Origin of the sequence: Metapseudomonas boanensis (assembly GCF_042232855.1) — a bacterium.
GTDB lineage: Bacteria > Pseudomonadota > Gammaproteobacteria > Pseudomonadales > Pseudomonadaceae > Metapseudomonas > Metapseudomonas boanensis.
Genome location: NZ_CP113889.1, coordinates 2,960,759 through 2,978,900 on the forward strand (window position 1 = coordinate 2,960,759; position 18,142 = coordinate 2,978,900).

Annotated in this window: 21 protein-coding genes and 1 tRNA gene; 18 read left to right on the forward strand and 4 right to left on the reverse strand. The window is 60.0% G+C overall.

The window, feature by feature from the left end:
- Positions 1–124 precede the first annotated feature (124 nt).
- Entirely contained in the window at positions 125–1,246 is a 1,122-nt protein-coding gene (gene lptF, locus OXH74_RS13660; protein WP_215378237.1) for an LPS export ABC transporter permease LptF, read from the forward strand.
- Complete coding sequence (lptG, locus tag OXH74_RS13665; protein ID WP_375737503.1) at positions 1,239–2,300, forward strand: LPS export ABC transporter permease LptG; 1,062 nt, start codon at positions 1,239–1,241, stop codon at positions 2,298–2,300. The genes lptF and lptG overlap by 8 nt, the downstream gene beginning before the upstream one ends.
- Before the next feature lie 59 nt (positions 2,301–2,359).
- Here the strand turns inward: lptG and OXH74_RS13670 are convergent, their stop codons facing one another.
- From OXH74_RS13670 to OXH74_RS13680, 3 genes are all read right to left on the reverse strand, one after another.
- Positions 2,360–2,854, reverse strand: a complete 495-nt coding sequence (locus OXH74_RS13670; RefSeq protein ID WP_375737504.1) for an RDD family protein — start codon at positions 2,852–2,854, stop codon at positions 2,360–2,362.
- Between the two features lie 102 nt (positions 2,855–2,956).
- On the reverse strand, positions 2,957–3,169 hold the full coding sequence (locus tag OXH74_RS13675) for a cold-shock protein (RefSeq protein WP_215378246.1): 213 nt from the start codon (positions 3,167–3,169) through the stop codon (positions 2,957–2,959).
- Between the two features lie 301 nt (positions 3,170–3,470).
- Positions 3,471–3,557, reverse strand: a tRNA-Leu gene (locus OXH74_RS13680).
- A gap of 109 nt (positions 3,558–3,666) precedes the next feature.
- Here OXH74_RS13680 and queA point away from each other — a divergent pair.
- From queA to OXH74_RS13710, 6 genes are all read left to right on the forward strand, one after another.
- On the forward strand, positions 3,667–4,716 hold the full coding sequence (gene queA, locus OXH74_RS13685) for a tRNA preQ1(34) S-adenosylmethionine ribosyltransferase-isomerase QueA (RefSeq protein ID WP_375737505.1): 1,050 nt from the start codon (positions 3,667–3,669) through the stop codon (positions 4,714–4,716).
- Positions 4,717–4,730: 14 nt separating this feature from the next.
- On the forward strand, positions 4,731–5,846 hold the full coding sequence (gene tgt, locus OXH74_RS13690) for a tRNA guanosine(34) transglycosylase Tgt (RefSeq protein ID WP_375741612.1): 1,116 nt from the start codon (positions 4,731–4,733) through the stop codon (positions 5,844–5,846).
- Between the two features lie 56 nt (positions 5,847–5,902).
- The gene (gene yajC, locus OXH74_RS13695; RefSeq protein WP_215378254.1) at positions 5,903–6,241 is read left to right on the forward strand and encodes a preprotein translocase subunit YajC; all 339 of its coding nucleotides are present in this window, start codon (positions 5,903–5,905) and stop codon (positions 6,239–6,241) included.
- A 61-nt stretch (positions 6,242–6,302) separates the two neighbouring features.
- On the forward strand, positions 6,303–8,165 hold the full coding sequence (gene secD, locus OXH74_RS13700; protein WP_375737506.1) for a protein translocase subunit SecD: 1,863 nt from the start codon (positions 6,303–6,305) through the stop codon (positions 8,163–8,165).
- Between the two features lie 12 nt (positions 8,166–8,177).
- On the forward strand, positions 8,178–9,089 hold the full coding sequence (gene secF / locus OXH74_RS13705) for a protein translocase subunit SecF (protein ID WP_375741613.1): 912 nt from the start codon (positions 8,178–8,180) through the stop codon (positions 9,087–9,089).
- 199 nt (positions 9,090–9,288) lie between these two features.
- Positions 9,289–9,846: a glycine zipper 2TM domain-containing protein gene (locus OXH74_RS13710; RefSeq protein ID WP_375737507.1), complete on the forward strand. Its 558-nt coding sequence runs from the start codon at positions 9,289–9,291 to the stop codon at positions 9,844–9,846.
- Between the two features lie 60 nt (positions 9,847–9,906).
- Here OXH74_RS13710 and suhB read toward each other — a convergent pair whose 3' ends face one another.
- A complete protein-coding gene (gene suhB, locus OXH74_RS13715) occupies positions 9,907–10,722 on the reverse strand; it encodes an inositol-phosphate phosphatase (RefSeq protein WP_375737508.1) in 816 nt (271 codons plus the stop codon).
- A gap of 148 nt (positions 10,723–10,870) precedes the next feature.
- On the opposite strand from suhB, the gene trmJ reads away from it, so the two are divergent.
- From trmJ to iscX, 10 genes are all read left to right on the forward strand, one after another.
- Positions 10,871–11,644: a tRNA (cytosine(32)/uridine(32)-2'-O)-methyltransferase TrmJ gene (gene trmJ / locus OXH74_RS13720; protein WP_375737509.1), complete on the forward strand. Its 774-nt coding sequence runs from the start codon at positions 10,871–10,873 to the stop codon at positions 11,642–11,644.
- Positions 11,644–12,420, forward strand: a complete 777-nt coding sequence (gene cysE / locus OXH74_RS13725; RefSeq protein ID WP_375737510.1) for a serine O-acetyltransferase — start codon at positions 11,644–11,646, stop codon at positions 12,418–12,420. The genes trmJ and cysE overlap by 1 nt, the downstream gene beginning before the upstream one ends.
- Positions 12,421–12,561: 141 nt before the next feature.
- Complete coding sequence (iscR, locus tag OXH74_RS13730; protein ID WP_215378273.1) at positions 12,562–13,059, forward strand: Fe-S cluster assembly transcriptional regulator IscR; 498 nt, start codon at positions 12,562–12,564, stop codon at positions 13,057–13,059.
- Between the two features lie 47 nt (positions 13,060–13,106).
- Positions 13,107–14,321 carry an IscS subfamily cysteine desulfurase gene (locus tag OXH74_RS13735; RefSeq protein WP_375737511.1) on the forward strand — a complete coding sequence of 405 codons (1,215 nt, stop codon included), beginning with the start codon at positions 13,107–13,109 and terminating at the stop codon, positions 14,319–14,321.
- A 30-nt stretch (positions 14,322–14,351) separates the two neighbouring features.
- Positions 14,352–14,738: a Fe-S cluster assembly scaffold IscU gene (iscU, locus tag OXH74_RS13740; RefSeq protein WP_215378279.1), complete on the forward strand. Its 387-nt coding sequence runs from the start codon at positions 14,352–14,354 to the stop codon at positions 14,736–14,738.
- Positions 14,739–14,763: 25 nt separating this feature from the next.
- Positions 14,764–15,087: an iron-sulfur cluster assembly protein IscA gene (gene iscA / locus OXH74_RS13745; protein ID WP_215378282.1), complete on the forward strand. Its 324-nt coding sequence runs from the start codon at positions 14,764–14,766 to the stop codon at positions 15,085–15,087.
- Between the two features lie 7 nt (positions 15,088–15,094).
- Entirely contained in the window at positions 15,095–15,616 is a 522-nt protein-coding gene (gene hscB, locus OXH74_RS13750) for a co-chaperone HscB (RefSeq protein WP_215378434.1), read from the forward strand.
- A gap of 47 nt (positions 15,617–15,663) precedes the next feature.
- Positions 15,664–17,523 carry a Fe-S protein assembly chaperone HscA gene (gene hscA, locus OXH74_RS13755; RefSeq protein ID WP_375737512.1) on the forward strand — a complete coding sequence of 620 codons (1,860 nt, stop codon included), beginning with the start codon at positions 15,664–15,666 and terminating at the stop codon, positions 17,521–17,523.
- Positions 17,524–17,530: 7 nt separating this feature from the next.
- Positions 17,531–17,869 carry an ISC system 2Fe-2S type ferredoxin gene (fdx, locus tag OXH74_RS13760; protein WP_375737513.1) on the forward strand — a complete coding sequence of 113 codons (339 nt, stop codon included), beginning with the start codon at positions 17,531–17,533 and terminating at the stop codon, positions 17,867–17,869.
- Positions 17,870–17,879: 10 nt separating this feature from the next.
- A complete protein-coding gene (gene iscX / locus OXH74_RS13765) occupies positions 17,880–18,080 on the forward strand; it encodes a Fe-S cluster assembly protein IscX (RefSeq protein WP_215378292.1) in 201 nt (66 codons plus the stop codon).
- Positions 18,081–18,142 lie beyond the last annotated feature (62 nt).

The window sequence follows — 18,142 nt, forward strand, 5'->3', positions numbered from 1 at the left end:
AAGAGCCGGTATTGCAGGATAATGCCGGCTATTTTTTCAGTGGCCCGCAATCACGGCGGGCTGGCCATAAAGCGGCTAGTTTGAGCGTAGCCGCCCGAGCCTGACAACCCTGGAGTGTCTGGTTTTGATTGTCTTCCGTTATCTCTCCCGCGAGGTCTTGATCACCCTCAGTGCGGTCAGCGCCGTATTGCTGGTAATCATCATGAGCGGCCGTTTCATCAAGTACCTGGCCCAGGCTGCCCAAGGGGTTCTGGACCCGGGCGTGCTGTTCATGATCATGGGCTACCGGATTCCAGGGTTCCTTCAACTGATCCTCCCGCTGGGCCTGTTCCTCGGCTTTCTGCTGGCTTACGGACGCCTCTATCTCGACAGTGAGATGACGGTGCTGACCGCTACGGGCATGAGCCAGCAGCGCTTGATGGTCTACAGTCTGGCGCCGGCCACCCTGGTCGCCTTGCTGGTGGCCTGGTTGAGCATGGGGCTGGCGCCGCAAGGCGTGAGCGAGGTTGGCCGTATCCTTCAGGAACAGGATGCGCTGACCGAGTTCGACACCCTGGTGCCCGGTCGCTTCCAGGGCCTCAAGGGTGGTGGACGGGTTACCTACACCGAGGCGTTGTCCGCCGACCGCGCTGAGCTGGGCGGGGTGTTCATCTCCGAGAAGCGCGTATCGCGTGAAAATGGCAAGGATCGCGGCATTGGCGTGCTGGTCGCCGAGAAAGGGCGTCAGGAAATCCAGCCTGATGGCAGCCGCTACCTTATCCTCCAGAACGGTTACCGCTACGACGGAAATCCGGGCAAGGCCGATTACCGCATTATCCATTACGAAACCTACGGGGTGCTGTTACCCAAGCCGGAAATCAGCGCCGAAATCGGCGAGCGCGAGGCGGTGCCGACCTCGGAGCTGATCGGCAGCGCCGATCCGCGCTACCAGGCCGAGTTGCAGTGGCGCCTATCGATCCCGTTGCTGGTATTTGTGGTCACGCTGCTCGCTGTTCCGTTGTCGAAGGTGAACCCACGCCAAGGGCGCTTCCTCAAGCTACTGCCGGCGATCCTGCTCTACATGGCCTATCTGTCGCTGCTGATAGCCGCGCGGGGGCAGCTGGACAAGGGGCGTATCCCCATGGTGCTTGGTCTGTGGTGGGTGCACGGGTTGTTCCTGGTGATCGGTCTGTTGTTGCTCTACTGGGAGCCTCTGCGCCTGAAGTGGGCGGCCCGTCGTGATGCCCGTGAGGTGGCCCATGGTTAAGTTGGATCGCTACATCGGTACCAGCGTGCTGTTCGGCATTCTTGCTGTGTTGGGGGTCATTGTCAGTCTTGCGGCGTTGTTTGCATTCATCGATGAGTTGGGCGACGTCGAGGGTGGCTATGGCGTGATGGACGCGGCCTGGTACGTGTTCCTGACCTTACCCCGTAGGCTCTACGACATGCTGCCGATGGCAGCGCTGATCGGCAGCCTGATCGGTCTCGGATCATTGGCCAGCAGCAGCGAGCTGACGGTCATGCGTGCGGCGGGCGTCTCCATTGGGCGCATCGTCTGGGCCGTCATGAAGCCGATGCTGGTGCTGATGCTGGTAGGCATCCTGGTCGGCGAGTACGTTGCCCCCTGGAGCGAGAATCTGGCGCAGGCCAACCGCTCCTTGGCTCAGGGCGGAGGTGATGCGCAAAGCTCCAAGCGTGGTCTCTGGCACCGCCAGGGCGAAGAGTTTGTGCACATCAACGCCGTGCAGCCCAATGGCGTTCTCTATGGCGTGACCCGTTACCGCTTCGATGCCGAGCGCCATATGCAGGCCGCCAGCTTCGCGCGTCGAGCGATGTTCCAGGGGGATCACTGGCTGCTGGAAGATGTGAAGACGACCCATTTCCGCGGCGACCATACTGAAGTGGGGGATGCAGCCAGCGAGCGTTGGGATGTGCAACTCGATCCGCAGTTGCTCGGCACGGTGGTGATGGAGCCTGAGGCGCTGTCCATCAGCGGGTTGTGGCGATACGCCCACTACCTGGCGGAGCAGGGGCTGAATAATGGGCGCTACTGGTTGGCCTTTTGGATCAAGGTGTTGCAGCCTCTGGTGACTGCCGCCCTGGTGCTGATGGCGATCTCCTTCATATTCGGGCCCTTGCGCTCCGTGACACTGGGGCAGCGGGTGTTCACCGGGGTTGTGATTGGCTTTGTGGTGCGCATCAGTCAGGACTTGCTGGGGCCCTCGAGCCTGGTGTTCGGATTCTCGCCGCTGCTGGCGGTGCTGATTCCAGCGGGCGTCTGTGCCTTGGCTGGCGTCTGGCTGTTGAGGCGGGCGGGGTGATCGTAGCCAATCCGCGATGAACAAAAAGCCGGCTCAATGCCGGCTTTTTGTTGTTTGGGTCATTTTTTGTGAATGCCCTTCGGAAGTTGCACCACCTGGCTTTCGGAGTAGAGGTCGTGCCAGGTGCGTTTTTCCTTGTCCCAGAGACTCCAGAGGAAGCCCAGGCCCAGGCACAGCCAGGAGCCGATGGCGACTACGAAGCGTAGCGTTGCCTGCCAAAGGCTTATGGCTGTGCCGTCCTTGTTCTGTACGCGGATGCCCCACACTTGCATGCCGAGGGTCTGGCCGGTGTGCGTCCAGAACTTGGCGAAGAAGGCGAACAGGCTGAAGAACACGAGAGTGGCGAGGACTGGGTCGCCATCGAGGGCTCCAGCGTCGGCAAGCTGTCTCATGCGCTCCTCGCCGTGAATCATGATGCGCATTGCCTGATAGGCAAAACCCACCACCAGGATCATCGCAGCGCAAAGCAGGAAGTCGTAGAACATGGCCGCAAAACGTCGGATCAGTCCGGCAGATGGAAATTCGCCCTGAGGGCGCAAGTGGTGTTTCGGCATTGCAGGCTCTTGGCGTGAGGGAGGCGCCATTCTAGCAGCCGAGCGCCGCGCACAAAAAAGCCCCTGATGTTTCCATCAGGGGCTTTTGCAAAGCTCAGGAGATCAGTTAACGATCTGAACCTGATCAGCCTGCATGCCTTTCTGGCCTTGCACGGCTACGAAAGTGACCTTCTGGCCTTCTTTCAGGCTACGGAAGCCGGAGCCTTCGATAGCGCGGAAGTGAACGAACAGATCCGGACCGCTCTCAGGGGTAATGAAGCCAAAACCCTTCTCGTCGTTGAACCATTTTACGGTGCCGGTTTGACGATTCGACATATCTTGTTTCCTTGAAACTGAAGTTGATGACAGCCTCCTGCTCCCGCTTGGGCAAGAAGGGCTGGAACTGGTTGCAAAGAGGTAAGAGAAGTCGAGCGGGATGTAGCGGATCTGGTGATCTACCGCATCAGGTCACGATTCAACAGCGACCCATGCAAACACAGTTGGCTCACTCTACGCTAAGTTTTGCGTAATTGCCAATCCCCCGTAGGGCCTATCTTACAAGGGGTATTCATGGGTACTGCGGCAGGCCTGATTTGCTGGGTGTGGCAGGCACTTGAGGAGGGAATTGCAGATATCGTGGTGCCCCGGGAGAGACTCGAACTCTCACTCTGTCGCCAGAAACGGATTTTGAATCCGCCGCGTCTACCGATTCCGCCACCGAGGCACGATGGGCGCGCAGTATAGGGAGGCGCTCTGGCTCGGTCAATCCGTCTTCATGGTCAGCTTCGTACATTTCCGGTATTATTTGCGCCCCTGCGATACGACCCCCCACCATGCGCGTAGCCGATTTTCACTTCGAGCTTCCTGAAGCTCAGATTGCCCGCCATCCACTCTCTGAGCGCCGGGCCAGCCGACTGCTGGTTCTGGATGGTGTCAGTGGCCAGCTCAGCCATCGGCAATTCGCCGACTTGCTGGAATACCTTCGTCCCGGCGACCTGATGGTCTTCAATAACACGCGAGTGATTCCTGCTCGCCTGTTCGGCCAGAAAGCGTCCGGCGGCAAGCTTGAGATGCTGGTCGAGCGCGTGCTGGACAGCCACCGCGTGCTGGCTCACGTCCGCTCCAGCAAATCTCCCAAGCCAGGCTCCTTCATCCTTATTGAGGGCGGCGGTGAGGCAGAGATGCTGGCGCGCCATGATGCGCTGTTCGAGTTGCGCTTCACTGAAGAGGTGCTTCCGCTGCTGGAGCGCGTCGGCCACATGCCGCTACCTCCTTACATCGACAGGCCTGACGAGGATGCTGACCGCGAGCGCTATCAGACGGTCTATGCCCGGCACGCCGGTGCCGTTGCGGCGCCCACTGCCGGTCTGCATTTCGATCAGGCCATGCTGGAGGCTATCGCCGAGAAAGGCGTTGCCACGGCTTTCGTCACCCTGCATGTCGGAGCTGGCACCTTTCAGCCCGTGCGCGTAGAGCGCATCGAGGATCACCACATGCACCATGAGTGGCTGGAAGTTGGCCAGGATGTCGTGGATGCGGTGGCGGCGTGTCGTGCGCGCGGCGGTCGTGTGATTGCAGTAGGGACTACCAGTGTTCGTTCGCTGGAAAGTGCAGCCCGTGACGGGCAGCTGAAGGCATTCAGCGGCGATACCGACATATTTCTATATCCGGGCAGGCCATTCCACGTGGTCGATGCCTTGGTGACCAACTTCCATTTGCCTGAATCCACCCTGTTGATGCTGGTCTCGGCCTTTGCCGGCTATGCGGAGACCATGGCGGCCTATGCGGCGGCAGTGGAGGGGGGCTACCGCTTCTTCAGTTACGGTGATGCCATGTTCATCACCCGCAATCCCGCTCCGCGCGGGCCCGAGGACCCAGCATGACCCGCACCTGCCGAATGAACTTCGAGCTCTTGGCCACCGATGGCAAGGCCCGTCGCGGCCGTTTGACCTTCCCGCGTGGCGTGGTGGAAACCCCTGCTTTCATGCCGGTCGGCACCTACGGCACGGTGAAGGGCATGCTGCCGCGCGATATCGAGGCAATCGGTGCGCAGATCATCCTCGGCAACACGTTCCACCTCTGGCTACGACCGGGGATGGAAGTGATCAAGCGCCACGGCGACCTGCATGGCTTCATGCAATGGCAGGGGCCGATCCTCACCGACTCCGGAGGTTTCCAGGTGTTCAGCCTGGGCGCTATGCGCAAGATCAAGGAGGAGGGGGTGACCTTTGCTTCCCCGGTAGACGGCGCCAAGGTCTTCATGGGGCCGGAGGAGTCGATGCAAGTCCAGCGCGACCTGGGCTCCGATATTGTGATGATCTTCGACGAATGCACGCCCTATCCGGCTGACTTCGACGTGGCCAAGCGCTCCATGGAGCTGTCGCTGCGCTGGGCCAAACGCTCGAAGGTTGCCCATGGCGAAAGCACTGCAGCGCTGTTCGGCATTGTTCAGGGCGGTATGCATGAAGAACTGCGCATGCGCTCTCTGGAGGGCCTGGGCGCGCTGGATTTCGATGGACTGGCCATCGGTGGGCTTTCCGTTGGTGAGCCGAAGGAAGAGATGATTCGCGTCCTCGACTACCTGCCGGCGCAGATGCCAGCCGACAAGCCTCGCTACCTGATGGGGGTGGGCAAACCCGAGGATCTAGTGGAGGGTGTGCGCCGGGGGGTGGACATGTTCGACTGCGTGATGCCGACCCGTAATGCGCGCAACGGCCACTTGTTCATCGAGACGGGCGTGTTGAAAATCCGCAACTCGGTGCACAGGCACGACGAGTCTCCCTTGGATCCGACCTGCGATTGTTACACCTGCAAACACTTCTCCCGTGCCTACCTGCATCACCTCGACAAATGCGGTGAAATGCTGGGCAGCATGCTGAATACAATCCACAACTTGCGCCATTACCAGCGCCTGATGGCTGGTTTGCGCGAGGCTATCCAACAGGGTAAATTGGCCGCCTTTGTCGATACCTTCTATGCCCGACGTGGCTTGCCAGTGCCGCCTCTGGATTGAGTCGAAGCAATCGTTTCAAGACCTGGATATTCAAATCCTTATAACAGGAGTTTTACATGAGCTTTCTGATTCCCGCCGCTTATGCCGACGCCGCCCCGGCCGCTGCTGCTGGCCCCGCCGGTACCGGTTTCGAGTGGGTTTTCCTGGTCGGCTTCCTGGTCATCTTCTACCTGATGATCTGGCGTCCCCAGGCCAAGCGCGCCAAGGAGCACAAGAACCTGCTTACAAGCCTGCAGAAGGGTGATGAAGTGGTGACCTCTGGTGGTATCGCCGGCAAGGTGGTCAAGGTCTCCGATGACTTCGTCGTCATCGAGGTGTCCGACACTGTCGAGCTGAAGTTCCAGAAGGCGGCCATCGCAGCGACCCTGCCGAAGGGCACGCTCAAAGCCATCTAACGAATCACGGATCACCATCGACGGGGCGCTTGAGGCGCCCCGCGTCATAACGGGCGGTGTCATGCTCAACAAATATCCACTGTGGAAGTACCTGCTGATCCTGGCTGTGCTGGCGATTGGTCTGGTCTATTCCGCTCCCAATCTCTATCCAGATGATCCGGCCATTCAGGTCAGCGGCGCCAGCACGGCGCTGAAGATCCAGCAGGCTGATCTGGACCGGACCATCGAAGCCCTCAAGGGCGCGGGCATTGAGGTCAAGGCCGCCTCCCTGAGTGAGCGCGGTGGTTTGCTGCGTCTGACCAAGCTGGCTGATCAGCTGCCGGCCAAGGATGTGGTACGCAAGGTCCTGGGTGACGATTATGTGGTGGCCTTGAACCTGGCGCCGACCACTCCGGATTGGCTGCGCAATCTGGGCGCCACGCCGATGAAGCTGGGCCTCGACCTTTCCGGTGGTGTGCACTTCCTGCTGGAAGTCGACATGGAAAAGGCGGTATCGGCTCGTGTGAAAATATATGAAGGTGAAGTCCGTACCCTGCTGCGCAAGGAGCGTGTCCGTTACCGCAGCCTGCCGGCCCAGGACAATGGCTTCCAACTCGGTTTTACCGACCAGGATTCCCTCGACAAGGCCCAGTCGTTGATTCGCAAGAGCTTCACCGACTTCGACCTGACCACCACTGAGCGTGGTGGCCAGCAGGTGCTGCAGCTCGCCTTGAAACAGGCCAAGCTGGCGGAGATCCGCGAGTATTCCATCAAGCAGAACCTCACCACCGTCCGTAACCGCGTCAACGAATTGGGCGTGGCGGAACCGATCGTACAGCGCCAGGGCGCCAACCGCATTGTGGTAGAGCTGCCGGGCGTGCAGGACACGGCTGAAGCGAAGCGTATTCTTGGCAAGACTGCCAACCTGGAGTTCCGCCTGGCGGCCGAGCCGACTGCCAGCAAGGCATCCACAGAATCGTTCGAATTCCGTGAACCGGGTCGTCCGCCGGTGGCGCTGGAGCGCAGCCTGATCATCACCGGCGACCAGGTCACTGATGCCCAGGCCAGCTACGACGAGAACGGTCGCCCGCAGGTGAACATCCGACTCGACGGCCATGGCGGCGAGCTTATGAGTCGCGCTACCCGCAATAACGTAGGCCGCAGCATGGCGGTGATCTTCATCGAGCAGCGTCCGATGACACGCTACGTGAAGCAGATGGTCGACGGCGTCGAGCAGGAAGTGGCAGTACAGAGCTTCAAGGAGGAGAAGAAGATCATCAGCCTGGCGACCATTCAGTCGCCGCTGGGCAGTCAATTCCGCATCACGGGCCTGGATGGCCAGGGCGAGTCCTCCGAACTGGCACTGCTGTTGCGTGCGGGTGGTTTGGCCGCGCCAATGTATTTCGCCGAGGAGCGGACCATTGGCCCGAGCCTGGGGGCGGAAAACATCATCAAGGGCATCGAGTCTACCGAGTGGGCGATGGTCTTCGTCTCCCTGTTCATCATCGCCATTTATCGCTTCTTCGGCTTCCTGGCGACCATTGCACTGGCATTCAACCTGGTGCTGCTGGTGGGGCTGATGTCGGTGATCGGGGCAACTCTGACCCTGCCAGGTATTGCCGGTATCGTGCTGACCCTGGGTATGGCGGTGGACGCCAACGTGCTGATCTACTCCCGTATACGCGAGGAGCTGGCCAATGGCCTGTCGGTGCAGCGGGCAATCCATGAGGGCTTTGATCGCGCCTACACTGCGATCGTCGACAGTAACCTGACCACGCTGCTGGTCGGCGGCATCCTATTCGCGCTGGGGACCGGTCCGATCAAAGGCTTCGCCGTGACCATGTCGCTGGGGATCATCACTTCGATGTTCACCGCCATCATGTTCACCCGTGGCATGGTCAACCTGATCTTCGGTGGCCGCAACTTCAAGAAACTGTGGATTTGAGGTCTTGCCATGATCAAGTCAACCATCCGTTTCATGGCGATACGCAATATTGCGTTCTCCATTACCGTGATCATCAGCCTCATCGGCATTGGCAGTCTGTTCGTCAAGGGTCTTAACTTCGGCCTGGACTTCACGGGCGGCACGCTGATCGAGCTGGCCTACGAGCAGCCCGCCAATCTCGACCGGATCAAGACCGAGCTTGGGCAAGTGGGTTATGAGGATGCCGTGGTGCAGAGCTTCGGTGCCTCAACCGACGTCCTGGTGCGGCTTGCTGGTGATGACCCGCAACTGGGTAACCAGGTTGCCGAGGCGCTGCGAAAGGTCGATGCCGAGAGCAAATTTGTGCTCAAGCGCGTCGAGTTCGTTGGTCCGCAGGTGGGCGAAGAGCTGCGCGACCAGGGTGGTCTCGCAATGCTGCTGGCGCTTGGGGGTGTCCTTCTCTACCTGGCCTTCCGCTTCCAGTGGAAGTTCGGTGTAGGGGCGATTGCCTCGCTGGTGCATGACGTGATCGTGACCCTGGGCATCCTGGCGTTCTTCCAGATCCCCTTCGATCTCACCGTGCTGGCAGCCGTGCTGGCGATGATTGGTTACTCGTTGAACGACACCATCATCATCTTTGACCGTATCCGCGAGAACTTCCGGGTGCTGCGCCGTGCCGACTTGATCGAGAACATCGACGTGTCCTGCACCCAGACTCTGCTGCGGACAATTGCTACTTCTGTCTCTACAGCGCTGGCATTGTTCGCTCTGCTGATCTTCGGTGGTGACAGCTTGCACGGCTTTGCCTTGTCGTTGCTGGTGGGTGTGGTGGTGGGTACCTACTCATCCATTTATATCAGTGCACCGGTGCTGATCTGGCTGAAGTTGACCTCAGAGGACCTGATCCCGCCGGCGGCGACTGCCGAGGCGGATGATCGTCCCTAAGGGTGCGTTGAACGAAGTCTGCACGCAGGGCCCGGCATAGTCGGGCCTTGTCGTTTATGGTGATGCCGTTTGATCGTCAGAGACTGCCGTCTCATTTGTCTGATTATTCTGGTGTGTCTGGGAACTTGTGTATTAACTGCTCCTCCAAGGCAAGGAGTGGGCGTGATTGCCTGGTAGGGAAGAGAATCAGGAGGTTCATGTGAACAAGTCGATGCTCGTCGGTGCCATTTTGGGTGCGGTCGGCGTTACTGCTGGCGGCGCCGTTGCAACCTATAAGCTGGTTGGCAGCGGTCCGGAATATGCCGAGGTGCTCGCTGTCCAGCCGGTCAACGAAACAATTCAGACCCCACGTGAGGTTTGTAATGATGTGGCGGTCACCCGACAGCGTCCGGTGAAGGATCAACACCAGATCGCTGGTACCGTGATTGGTGCCGTGGCTGGTGGCTTGTTGGGCAACCAGGTTGGTGGTGGTACGGGCAAGAAGATCGCTACCGTGGCGGGAGCTGTAGGTGGTGGTTACGCCGGCAACAAAGTGCAGGAGCACATGCAGGCAAGTGACACCTATACGACCACCGAGACTCGATGCAAGACAGTGACCGATACCAGCGAGCAGCTGGTGGGTTACGACGTGAAATACCAGATTGACGGCAAGGTTAGTCAAGTGCGGATGGATCATGATCCGGGTAGCCGTATCCCGCTGACTGACGAGGGGCAATTGGTTCTGACGCAGCAGCAGCCGGCAGGTATTCAGCAGTAAAAGCAGAATCGAGCCATAAAAAAACCCGGCCAAGGCCGGGTTTTTTGTGTGAGTGCAGGATCAGCGCTTCAGCGATGGGGGCAGGTGCGGCTGGATAGCCGTCAATACGGCCTTGAAGCACTTGGTGTTGCCCGCTACCACATGGCCCTTTTCGAGGAAATCGTGGCCGCCGTTGAAGTCGCTGACCAGGCCGCCCGCTTCTTGGACCAGTAGGGCGCCCGCGGCCATATCCCACTCGGAGAGGCCGAATTCCCAATAGGCATCGAAGCGGCCAGCTGCGACATAGGCAAGGTCCAGGCTGGCGGAGCCGGCGCGGCGGATGCCGGCGGTCTGGCCAACCAGGCTGCGGAACATGCCGAAATAGTTGTCGAGATGATCCATCTGGCTGTCGCGGAACGGGAAGCCGGTCCCCAGGAGTGCGCCTTCCAGGCTCTTGCGCGGACTGACGCGCAGGCGGCGACCGTTCAGGGCTGCGCCGCGGCCGCGGCTGGCGGTGAATTCTTCCTGGCGGACCGGGTCGAGGACTACTGCATGTTCCAGGCGACCTTTGTACTTGCAGGCGATGCTCACGGCGTAATGGGGGACTCCACGGATGAAGTTCGTGGTGCCGTCCAGCGGATCGATGATCCACTGGTAGTCCGCGCCTTCACCGCTGCCTTCAAGCACGCCACCTTCTTCACCAAGGATGCCGTGGTTCGGGTAGGCCTTGCGCAATGCCTGGACGATGGTCAGCTCGGCTGCGCGATCGACCTCGGTGACATAATCCTTGGCATCCTTCTCGTTGATCGAAATAACGTCCAGGCGTTCGATCGAGCGGAAAATCAATTCACCGGCGCTGCGGGCGGCGCGCAGGGCGATATTCAGCATAGGCTGCATGGGGAAGTCACCTGGGTCGTTAAAGAAAGCCGCACATGGTATCAGAAAATGTCTGGTGCAGGCAGGGGCGGTGCCATGTTTCGTGGCGTCGGGGCGAGGGCTCCGGTAATATTCCGCTCCCCCTGGCGTTCTGGTAAGAGGCAAGGCGTTGCTGCATAACATTCGTGTGGTGCTGGTCAATACCAGTCATCCCGGCAATATCGGTGGTGCCGCGCGCGCCATGAAGAACATGGGTCTGTCGCGCCTAGTCCTGGTCGATCCCGAGGATTTTCCCAGCGTGGAGGCGCTTGCCCGCGCGTCCGGGGCCGACGACCTGTTGGCCAATGCCCAGGTGGTCAATACCCTGGAAGAAGCGCTGGTGGGTTGCAGTCTGGTGCTTGGTACCAGCGCCCGCGACCGGCGCATTCCGTGGCCGTTGCTCGATCCGCGTGAGTGCGGGCGCGCTACGGTTGAGCAGGTCCAGCAGGGTGGTGAAGTCGCGCTGGTGTTCGGTCGCGAGTATGCCGGCCTGACCAATGAGGAGCTGCAGCGTTGCCAGTTCCATGTGCATATCCCCTCCGATCCGGATTTCTCTTCCCTCAATCTCGCGGCTGCGGTCCAGGTACTGACCTATGAGGTGCGCATGGCCTGGCTGGCGGCGGAGGGCAAGCCCAGCAAGACGGAGAAGCTGGAAACCACTGCGATGCTCAATGCAGTGCCGGTGACCATGGACGAGCTGGAGCTTTTCTATGGGCACCTCCAAAGCACGCTGGTGGAGATCGGTTTCCTTGATCCAGAAAAGCCGCGTCACCTGATGTCGCGTCTGCGTCGACTTTACGGGCGCAGTGGAATCAGCAAGCTTGAGATGAACATCCTGCGTGGCATCCTTACTGAGACCCAGAAGGCTGCGCGTGGGGAAATACAGAAGCGGAGAGACTCCTGATGTTAGAGCGCATGCGAGAAGACATTCAAAGCGTTTTCCACCGAGATCCGGCGGCGCGCAATGCCTTCGAGGTGCTCACGTGTTATCCAGGGTTGCACGCAATCTGGCTGCATCGTATCGCCCATGCCCTTTGGGTGGCTGGCTGGAAGTGGGTTGCGCGCCTGGTGTCGAATTTTGGTCGCTGGTTCACTGGGATCGAGATTCATCCAGGGGCGAAGATCGGTCGCCGATTCTTCATCGATCATGGGATGGGTATCGTCATCGGCGAGACGGCCGAGATCGGTGATGATGTCACGCTCTACCAGGGTGTGACCCTGGGTGGCACCAGTTGGAACAAGGGCAAGCGCCACCCGACGCTTGAGGATGGTGTCGTGGTGGGGGCGGGTGCCAAGGTGCTTGGACCGTTCACTGTGGGTGCCGGGGCCAAGATCGGCTCCAATGCCGTGGTGACCAAAGCTGTTCCGGCTGGTGCTACCGCAGTTGGTATTCCGGGGCGGATCATCGTCAAGGTCGATCCGGAGCAGGAGGCCAAGCGCCAGGCGATTGCCGAGCGATTCGGGTTCGATGCTTACGGTGTCGGCCAGGATATGCCCGACCCTGTAGCGCGTGCGATCGGTCACTTGTTGGATCATGTGCAGGCCGTGGATGAGCGGCTTGATGGCATGTGCAAGGCGCTTACCGCTCTGGGCAGTGACTACTGCGCCAAGGCCCTGCCGGAGCTTCGCGAGGAAGATTTTGCGGGGGTCAAGGACGAGGAAAGCAAGCCGGTTTCCTGATGCCCCACCAGGGGCGCGGTTTCTGCTATGATGCGCGCCCCTGCAAGATGTAATCCCGACTGTTTTGATAGGTCTTATAGTTGACTTAAATAGTCGGGAATTGCATACTCGCTGCACTTCAGCGATTCCGTGGTATCCACCATGCGATTGACCACCAAAGGCCGTTACGCCGTCACCGCCATGCTTGACTTGGCGCTGCATGCGCAGCATGGGCCGGTTTCTCTGGCCGATATCTCCGAGCGGCAGGGCATATCTCTGTCTTATCTCGAACAGCTTTTTGCCAAGTTGCGTCGTGGCAACCTGGTTAGCAGTGTGCGTGGCCCGGGCGGCGGTTACCAGCTGTCCCGTGATATGCACGGGATTCACGTGGCTCAAGTGATTGATGCGGTCAATGAGTCTGTGGATGCCACCCGTTGCCAGGGGTTGGGCGACTGCCACTCCGGCGATACCTGTCTGACCCACCACCTGTGGTGCGACCTGAGTCTGCAGATCCACGAGTTCCTCAGCGGCATCAGTCTGGCTGACCTCGTCAACCGTCGCGAGGTCCAGGAAGTCGCTCAGCGACAGGATCAACGCCGTTGTGGAAGCAGCGACAGGGCGTCACACCTCGATAAGATTGAAGCGTCCGCCATCGATTGAGCAGGGCGCTGGCCGGATTGGCCCCGATACCTGATAGGAGAGCCCAGATGAAATTGCCGATTTACCTCGACTACTCCGCCACCACGCCAGTGGATCCGCGGGTTGCCCAGAAAATGAGCGAATGCCTGCTGGTCGATGGCAATTTCGGTAACCCGGCCTCGCGTTCCCACGTGTTCGGCTGGAAGGCTGAAGAGGCGGTGGAAAATGCCCGTCGTCAGGTGGCTGAGCTGGTGAATGCCGATCCGCGCGAGATCGTCTGGACCTCCGGTGCCACTGAGTCCGATAACCTCGCGATCAAGGGCGTGGCACACTTCTACAGCAGCAAGGGCAAGCACATCATCACTTCGAAGATCGAGCACAAGGCGGTGTTGGATACCACTCGCCAGCTCGAGCGTGAAGGCTTCGAGGTCACCTACCTGGAGCCGGGTGAAGACGGTCTGATTACCCCGGCGATGGTCGAGGCCGCGCTCCGCGACGACACCATTCTGGTCTCGGTCATGCACGTGAACAACGAGATCGGCACAATCAATGACATCGCGGCCATTGGCGAGCTGACCCGCTCCCGCGGCGTGCTGTTCCATGTCGATGCTGCCCAGTCCACCGGCAAGGTCGAGATCGATCTCGAGAAACTCAAGGTCGACCTGATGTCTTTCTCCGCCCACAAGACCTACGGCCCGAAAGGCATTGGTGCCCTTTATGTGCGTCGTAAACCGCGCGTGCGTCTGGAAGCCATGATGCATGGCGGTGGTCACGAGCGTGGCATGCGTTCCGGCACTCTGGCGACCCACCAGATCGTTGGCATGGGCGAGGCGTTTCATATCGCCAAGCAGGAGATGGCCAGCGAGACCAAGCGTATCAAGGCGCTTGCTGATCGTTTTTGGGCGCAAATCGATGGCATGGAGGAGGTCTATTTGAACGGAAGCGCTACTTCTCGCGTGCCGCATAACCTCAATGTCAGCTTCAACTACGTTGAGGGCGAATCCCTGATCATGGCGCTGAAGGACCTTGCGGTGTCCTCGGGCTCGGCCTGTACTTCGGCCTCCCTTGAGCCGTCCTATGTGCTGCGTGCTCTGGGTCGTAACGATGAGCTGGCGCACAGCTCCATTCGCTTCACCTTTGGCCGTTTCACGACCGAAGAAGAGGTTGACTACGCGGCTGCCAAGGTTCGTGAGGCAGTGAGCAAGCTCCGCGAATTGTCCCCACTGTGGGATATGTACAAAGAGGGCGTCGACCTCTCCCAGGTCGAATGGCAGGCGCACTGACGCCCCCCTGATGAGCGAGGAATAACTACCATGTCATACAGCGAAAAGGTCATCGACCATTACGAAAACCCGCGCAACGTCGGCAAGCTCGACGCGCAGGATCCGAACGTGGGCACCGGCATGGTCGGCGCTCCGGCATGTGGCGACGTGATGCGTCTGCAGATCAAGGTCAATGAAGAGGGCGTCATCGAAGACGCTAAGTTCAAGACCTATGGCTGCGGTTCCGCGATTGCTTCCAGCTCGCTCGCTACTGAGTGGATGAAGGGCAAGACTCTGGATGAGGCGGCCTCGATCAAGAACACTACCATCGCCGAAGAGCTCGCTCTGCCGCCGGTGAAGATTCACTGCTCGGTACTGGCCGAGGACGCCATCAAAGCGGCTGTCCACGACTACAAGCAGAAAAAGGGTCTGCTCTAAGCGCTCGAACGAGTAAGGAGTTGCAATGGCCATCAGCATGACCGAATCCGCCGCCAGCCACGTGCGTCGCTCGATCGAGGGGCGCGGCAAGGGCGAGGGTATCCGTCTTGGGGTGCGTACGACCGGCTGCTCCGGCCTCGCTTACGTGCTCGAGTTTGTCGACGAAGTGACCTCTGACGACCTGGTCTTCGAGAGTCATGGCGTGAAGGTGATCATCGATCCCAAAAGCCTGACTTATCTCGATGGCACCGAGCTGGACTTCGTCCGTGAGGGGCTCAACGAGGGCTTCAAGTTCAACAATCCGAACGTGCGCGGCGAATGTGGCTGCGGCGAGAGCTTCAACGTCTGAGGCCAGTGTGGGAACTCCTTGCCATTTCGCACTGTTCGACCTGAAGCCGGATTTTCGTATTGATCTCGAGCAGCTTGCTGCTCGTTATCGCGAGTTGGCGCGCAGTGTCCACCCAGATCGTTTCGCTGATGCTTCCGAGCGCGAACAGCGGCTGGCGTTGGAGCATGCGGCGCAACTCAACGATGCGTACCAGACGCTTAAGAGTCCGCCGCGCAGGGCCTTGTACCTGTTGGCCTTGAAAGGGCAGCAGTTACCCCTTGAGGCGACGGTGCAGGATCCGCACTTCCTCCTGCAGCAGATGCAGTGGCGTGAAGAGTTGGAGGAGTTGCAGGAGAGTGCCGATCTTGCAGGTGTTGCCGCCTTCAAGCGGAGACTCAAGGTTGCACAGGGCGAGCTGGATAGCGATTTTGCGGAATGCTGGGACGATCCTGAGCGCCGTGAGGAGGCTGAGCGGCTTATGCGGCGCATGCAATTTCTCGACAAGCTGACCCACGAAGTGCGCCAACTGGAAGAGCGCCTCGACGATTAACCCGCGTTACCGCCTCGGTTGTCGGTACGCCTGACAAATAGACAAGCATGGCCTTACTGCAGATCGCTGAACCCGGGCAAAGCCCCCAGCCGCACCAGCGCCGTCTGGCGGTGGGTATTGACCTGGGTACCACCAATTCTCTGGTCGCCGCAGTGCGTAGCGGCGTTTCCGAGCCGCTGCCGGATGCTGAGGGGCAGGTGATCCTCCCGTCGGCAGTGCGTTACCACGCTGATCGCGTCGAAGTGGGGCACTCTGCCAAGCAGGCCGCCGCCAGTGATCCCTTGAACACCATCCTATCGGTAAAGCGCTTCATGGGGCGTGGCCTGGAGGATGTGAAGCTCCTGGGCGATCAACTGCCTTACCGCTTCATTGGTGGCGAGTCGCAGATGCCGTTCATCGACACTGTCCAGGGCGCCAAGAGCCCTGTTGAAGTGTCGGCAGACATCCTCAAGGTCCTGCGTCAGCGTGCCGAGGAAAGCCTGGGCGGCGACCTGGTCGGTGCGGTGATTACGGTTCCTGCTTATTTCGACGAAGCCCAGCGCCAGGCTACCAAGGATGCTGCGCGTCTTGCGGGGCTCAATGTCCTGCGCCTGCTCAATGAGCCTACGGCTGCAGCAGTTGCTTATGGTCTGGACAAGCAGGCTGAGGGAGTCGTTGCCATCTATGACCTGGGTGGCGGTACTTTCGATATTTCCATCCTGCGCCTGACGCGCGGGGTATTCGAAGTGATGGCTACTGGCGGCGATAGCGCGCTGGGTGGCGATGACTTTGATCATGCCATTGCGGGCTGGATGGTTCAGCAGGCGGGGTTGTCGGCGGATCTTGATCCGGGCGCCCAGCGTAGCCTGCTGCGTGCAGCCTGCGAGGCGAAAGAAGCCCTCACTCACGTTGATAACGTTGAGCTGGCCTATGGCGATTGGCGCGGCACGCTGACTCGCGAGCAGTTCGATGCCCTGATCGAGCCCATGGTGGCTCGTAGCCTGAAAGCGTGCCGTCGTGCTGTCCGCGATGCGAGCATAGAGGTCGACGAGGTCGAGGCAGTGGTCATGGTCGGTGGCTCGACTCGTGTACCGCGTGTGCGCTCAGCGGTAGCTGAAATGTTCGGCAGGGAGCCGCTGACCGATATCGATCCGGATCAGGTCGTTGCCATCGGTGCTGCGGTCCAGGCGGATACCCTGGCGGGCAACAAACGTGGCGAGGAGCTCCTGCTACTTGATGTGATTCCGCTTTCCCTTGGTCTGGAAACCATGGGTGGGCTGATGGAAAAGGTGATTCCTCGCAATACCACCATTCCGGTGGCCAGGGCGCAGGACTTCACGACCTATAAGGATGGCCAGACGGCCATGATGATCCACGTGCTTCAGGGTGAGCGCGAGCTGATCAAGGATTGCCGGTCCCTGGCGCGTTTCGACTTGCGCGGTATCCCGCCGATGGTGGCGGGTGCGGCGAAGATTCGTGTGACCTTCCAGGTGGATGCCGATGGACTGCTCGGGGTAACGGCTCGTGAGCTGGCCTCCGGCGTCGAGGCAAGCATCCAGGTCAAGCCCTCCTACGGCCTGACCGATGGTGAGATCTCGCGCATGCTGAAGGACTCCTTCCAGCATGCCGGCGAAGACAAGAACGCCCGTGCGCTGCGCGAGCAACAGGTTGAGGCAGAGCGCTTGCTCGAAGCGGTTCAGGCGGCAGTGGATGCTGATGGCGAGCGCCTGCTCGATGAGACTGAGCGCGCTGCCATTCTAGATAGCATGCAAACCCTGCGTGAACTGGCCGGTGGCACTGATGTCGTCGCCATCGAGATGCAGATCAAGCGTTTGTCGCAGGTGACCGACGCATTCGCCGCGCGTCGCATGGACGCCGCTGTCAAAGCGGCATTGTCCGGCCGCCGGCTCAATGAAATCGAGGAATGACCCAGAGATGCCGCAGATCATATTCCTGCCCCATGCCGAGCATTGCCCAGAGGGGGCTGTGGTCGAAGCGCAGCCGGGCGAGAGCATTCTGAAAGCTGCACTGCGCAATGGTATCGATATCGAGCATGCGTGCGAGATGTCCTGTGCCTGCACCACCTGCCATGTCGTGGTGCGGGAGGGATTCGACTCCATGGAGCCTTCCGACGAACTGGAGGACGACATGCTCGACAAGGCCTGGGGGCTGGAGCCTAATTCGCGCTTGTCCTGCCAGGCAGTGGTGGCGGACGAAGACTTGGTGGTGGAGATACCCAAGTACACCATCAACCAGGTATCGGAAGGGCACTGAGGAGTTTGCCATGAGCCTTAAATGGATCGATGTGCTGGAAATTGCCATCCAGCTCGCCGAAACCAAGCCGGATGTCGATCCGCGCTTTGTCAACTTCGTCGACCTGCATACCTGGGTCTTGGCCTTGCCTGACTTCTCTGACGATCCGCAGCGTGGCGGCGAGAAGGTCCTTGAGGCGATTCAGGCGGCCTGGATCGAAGAAGCAGATTGACCTCGGGCTACGGCCCTACGCATTTAACCTTAACCCGCGTATAATTCGCGGGTTTAATTTTT

Bases quoted from the DNA above. Each gene is read 5' to 3' on its own strand.
- tgt (WP_375741612.1), top strand. From the start codon at position 4,731: ATGAACTTCGAGCTCTTGGCCACCGATGGCAAGGCCCGTCGCGGCCGT.
- OXH74_RS13670 (WP_375737504.1), bottom strand. From the start codon at position 2,854: ATGCCGAAACACCACTTGCGCCCTCAGGGCGAATTTCCATCTGCCGGA.
- cysE (WP_375737510.1), top strand. From the start codon at position 11,644: ATGTTAGAGCGCATGCGAGAAGACATTCAAAGCGTTTTCCACCGAGAT.
- iscX (WP_215378292.1), top strand. From the start codon at position 17,880: ATGAGCCTTAAATGGATCGATGTGCTGGAAATTGCCATCCAGCTCGCC.
- yajC (WP_215378254.1), top strand. From the start codon at position 5,903: ATGAGCTTTCTGATTCCCGCCGCTTATGCCGACGCCGCCCCGGCCGCT.
- iscR (WP_215378273.1), top strand. From the start codon at position 12,562: ATGCGATTGACCACCAAAGGCCGTTACGCCGTCACCGCCATGCTTGAC.
- OXH74_RS13675 (WP_215378246.1), bottom strand. From the start codon at position 3,169: ATGTCGAATCGTCAAACCGGCACCGTAAAATGGTTCAACGACGAGAAG.
- fdx (WP_375737513.1), top strand. From the start codon at position 17,531: ATGCCGCAGATCATATTCCTGCCCCATGCCGAGCATTGCCCAGAGGGG.
- secD (WP_375737506.1), top strand. From the start codon at position 6,303: ATGCTCAACAAATATCCACTGTGGAAGTACCTGCTGATCCTGGCTGTG.
- suhB (WP_375737508.1), bottom strand. From the start codon at position 10,722: ATGCAGCCTATGCTGAATATCGCCCTGCGCGCCGCCCGCAGCGCCGGT.
- iscA (WP_215378282.1), top strand. From the start codon at position 14,764: ATGGCCATCAGCATGACCGAATCCGCCGCCAGCCACGTGCGTCGCTCG.
- lptG (WP_375737503.1), top strand. From the start codon at position 1,239: ATGGTTAAGTTGGATCGCTACATCGGTACCAGCGTGCTGTTCGGCATT.
- iscU (WP_215378279.1), top strand. From the start codon at position 14,352: ATGTCATACAGCGAAAAGGTCATCGACCATTACGAAAACCCGCGCAAC.
- queA (WP_375737505.1), top strand. From the start codon at position 3,667: ATGCGCGTAGCCGATTTTCACTTCGAGCTTCCTGAAGCTCAGATTGCC.
- OXH74_RS13735 (WP_375737511.1), top strand. From the start codon at position 13,107: ATGAAATTGCCGATTTACCTCGACTACTCCGCCACCACGCCAGTGGAT.
- hscA (WP_375737512.1), top strand. From the start codon at position 15,664: ATGGCCTTACTGCAGATCGCTGAACCCGGGCAAAGCCCCCAGCCGCAC.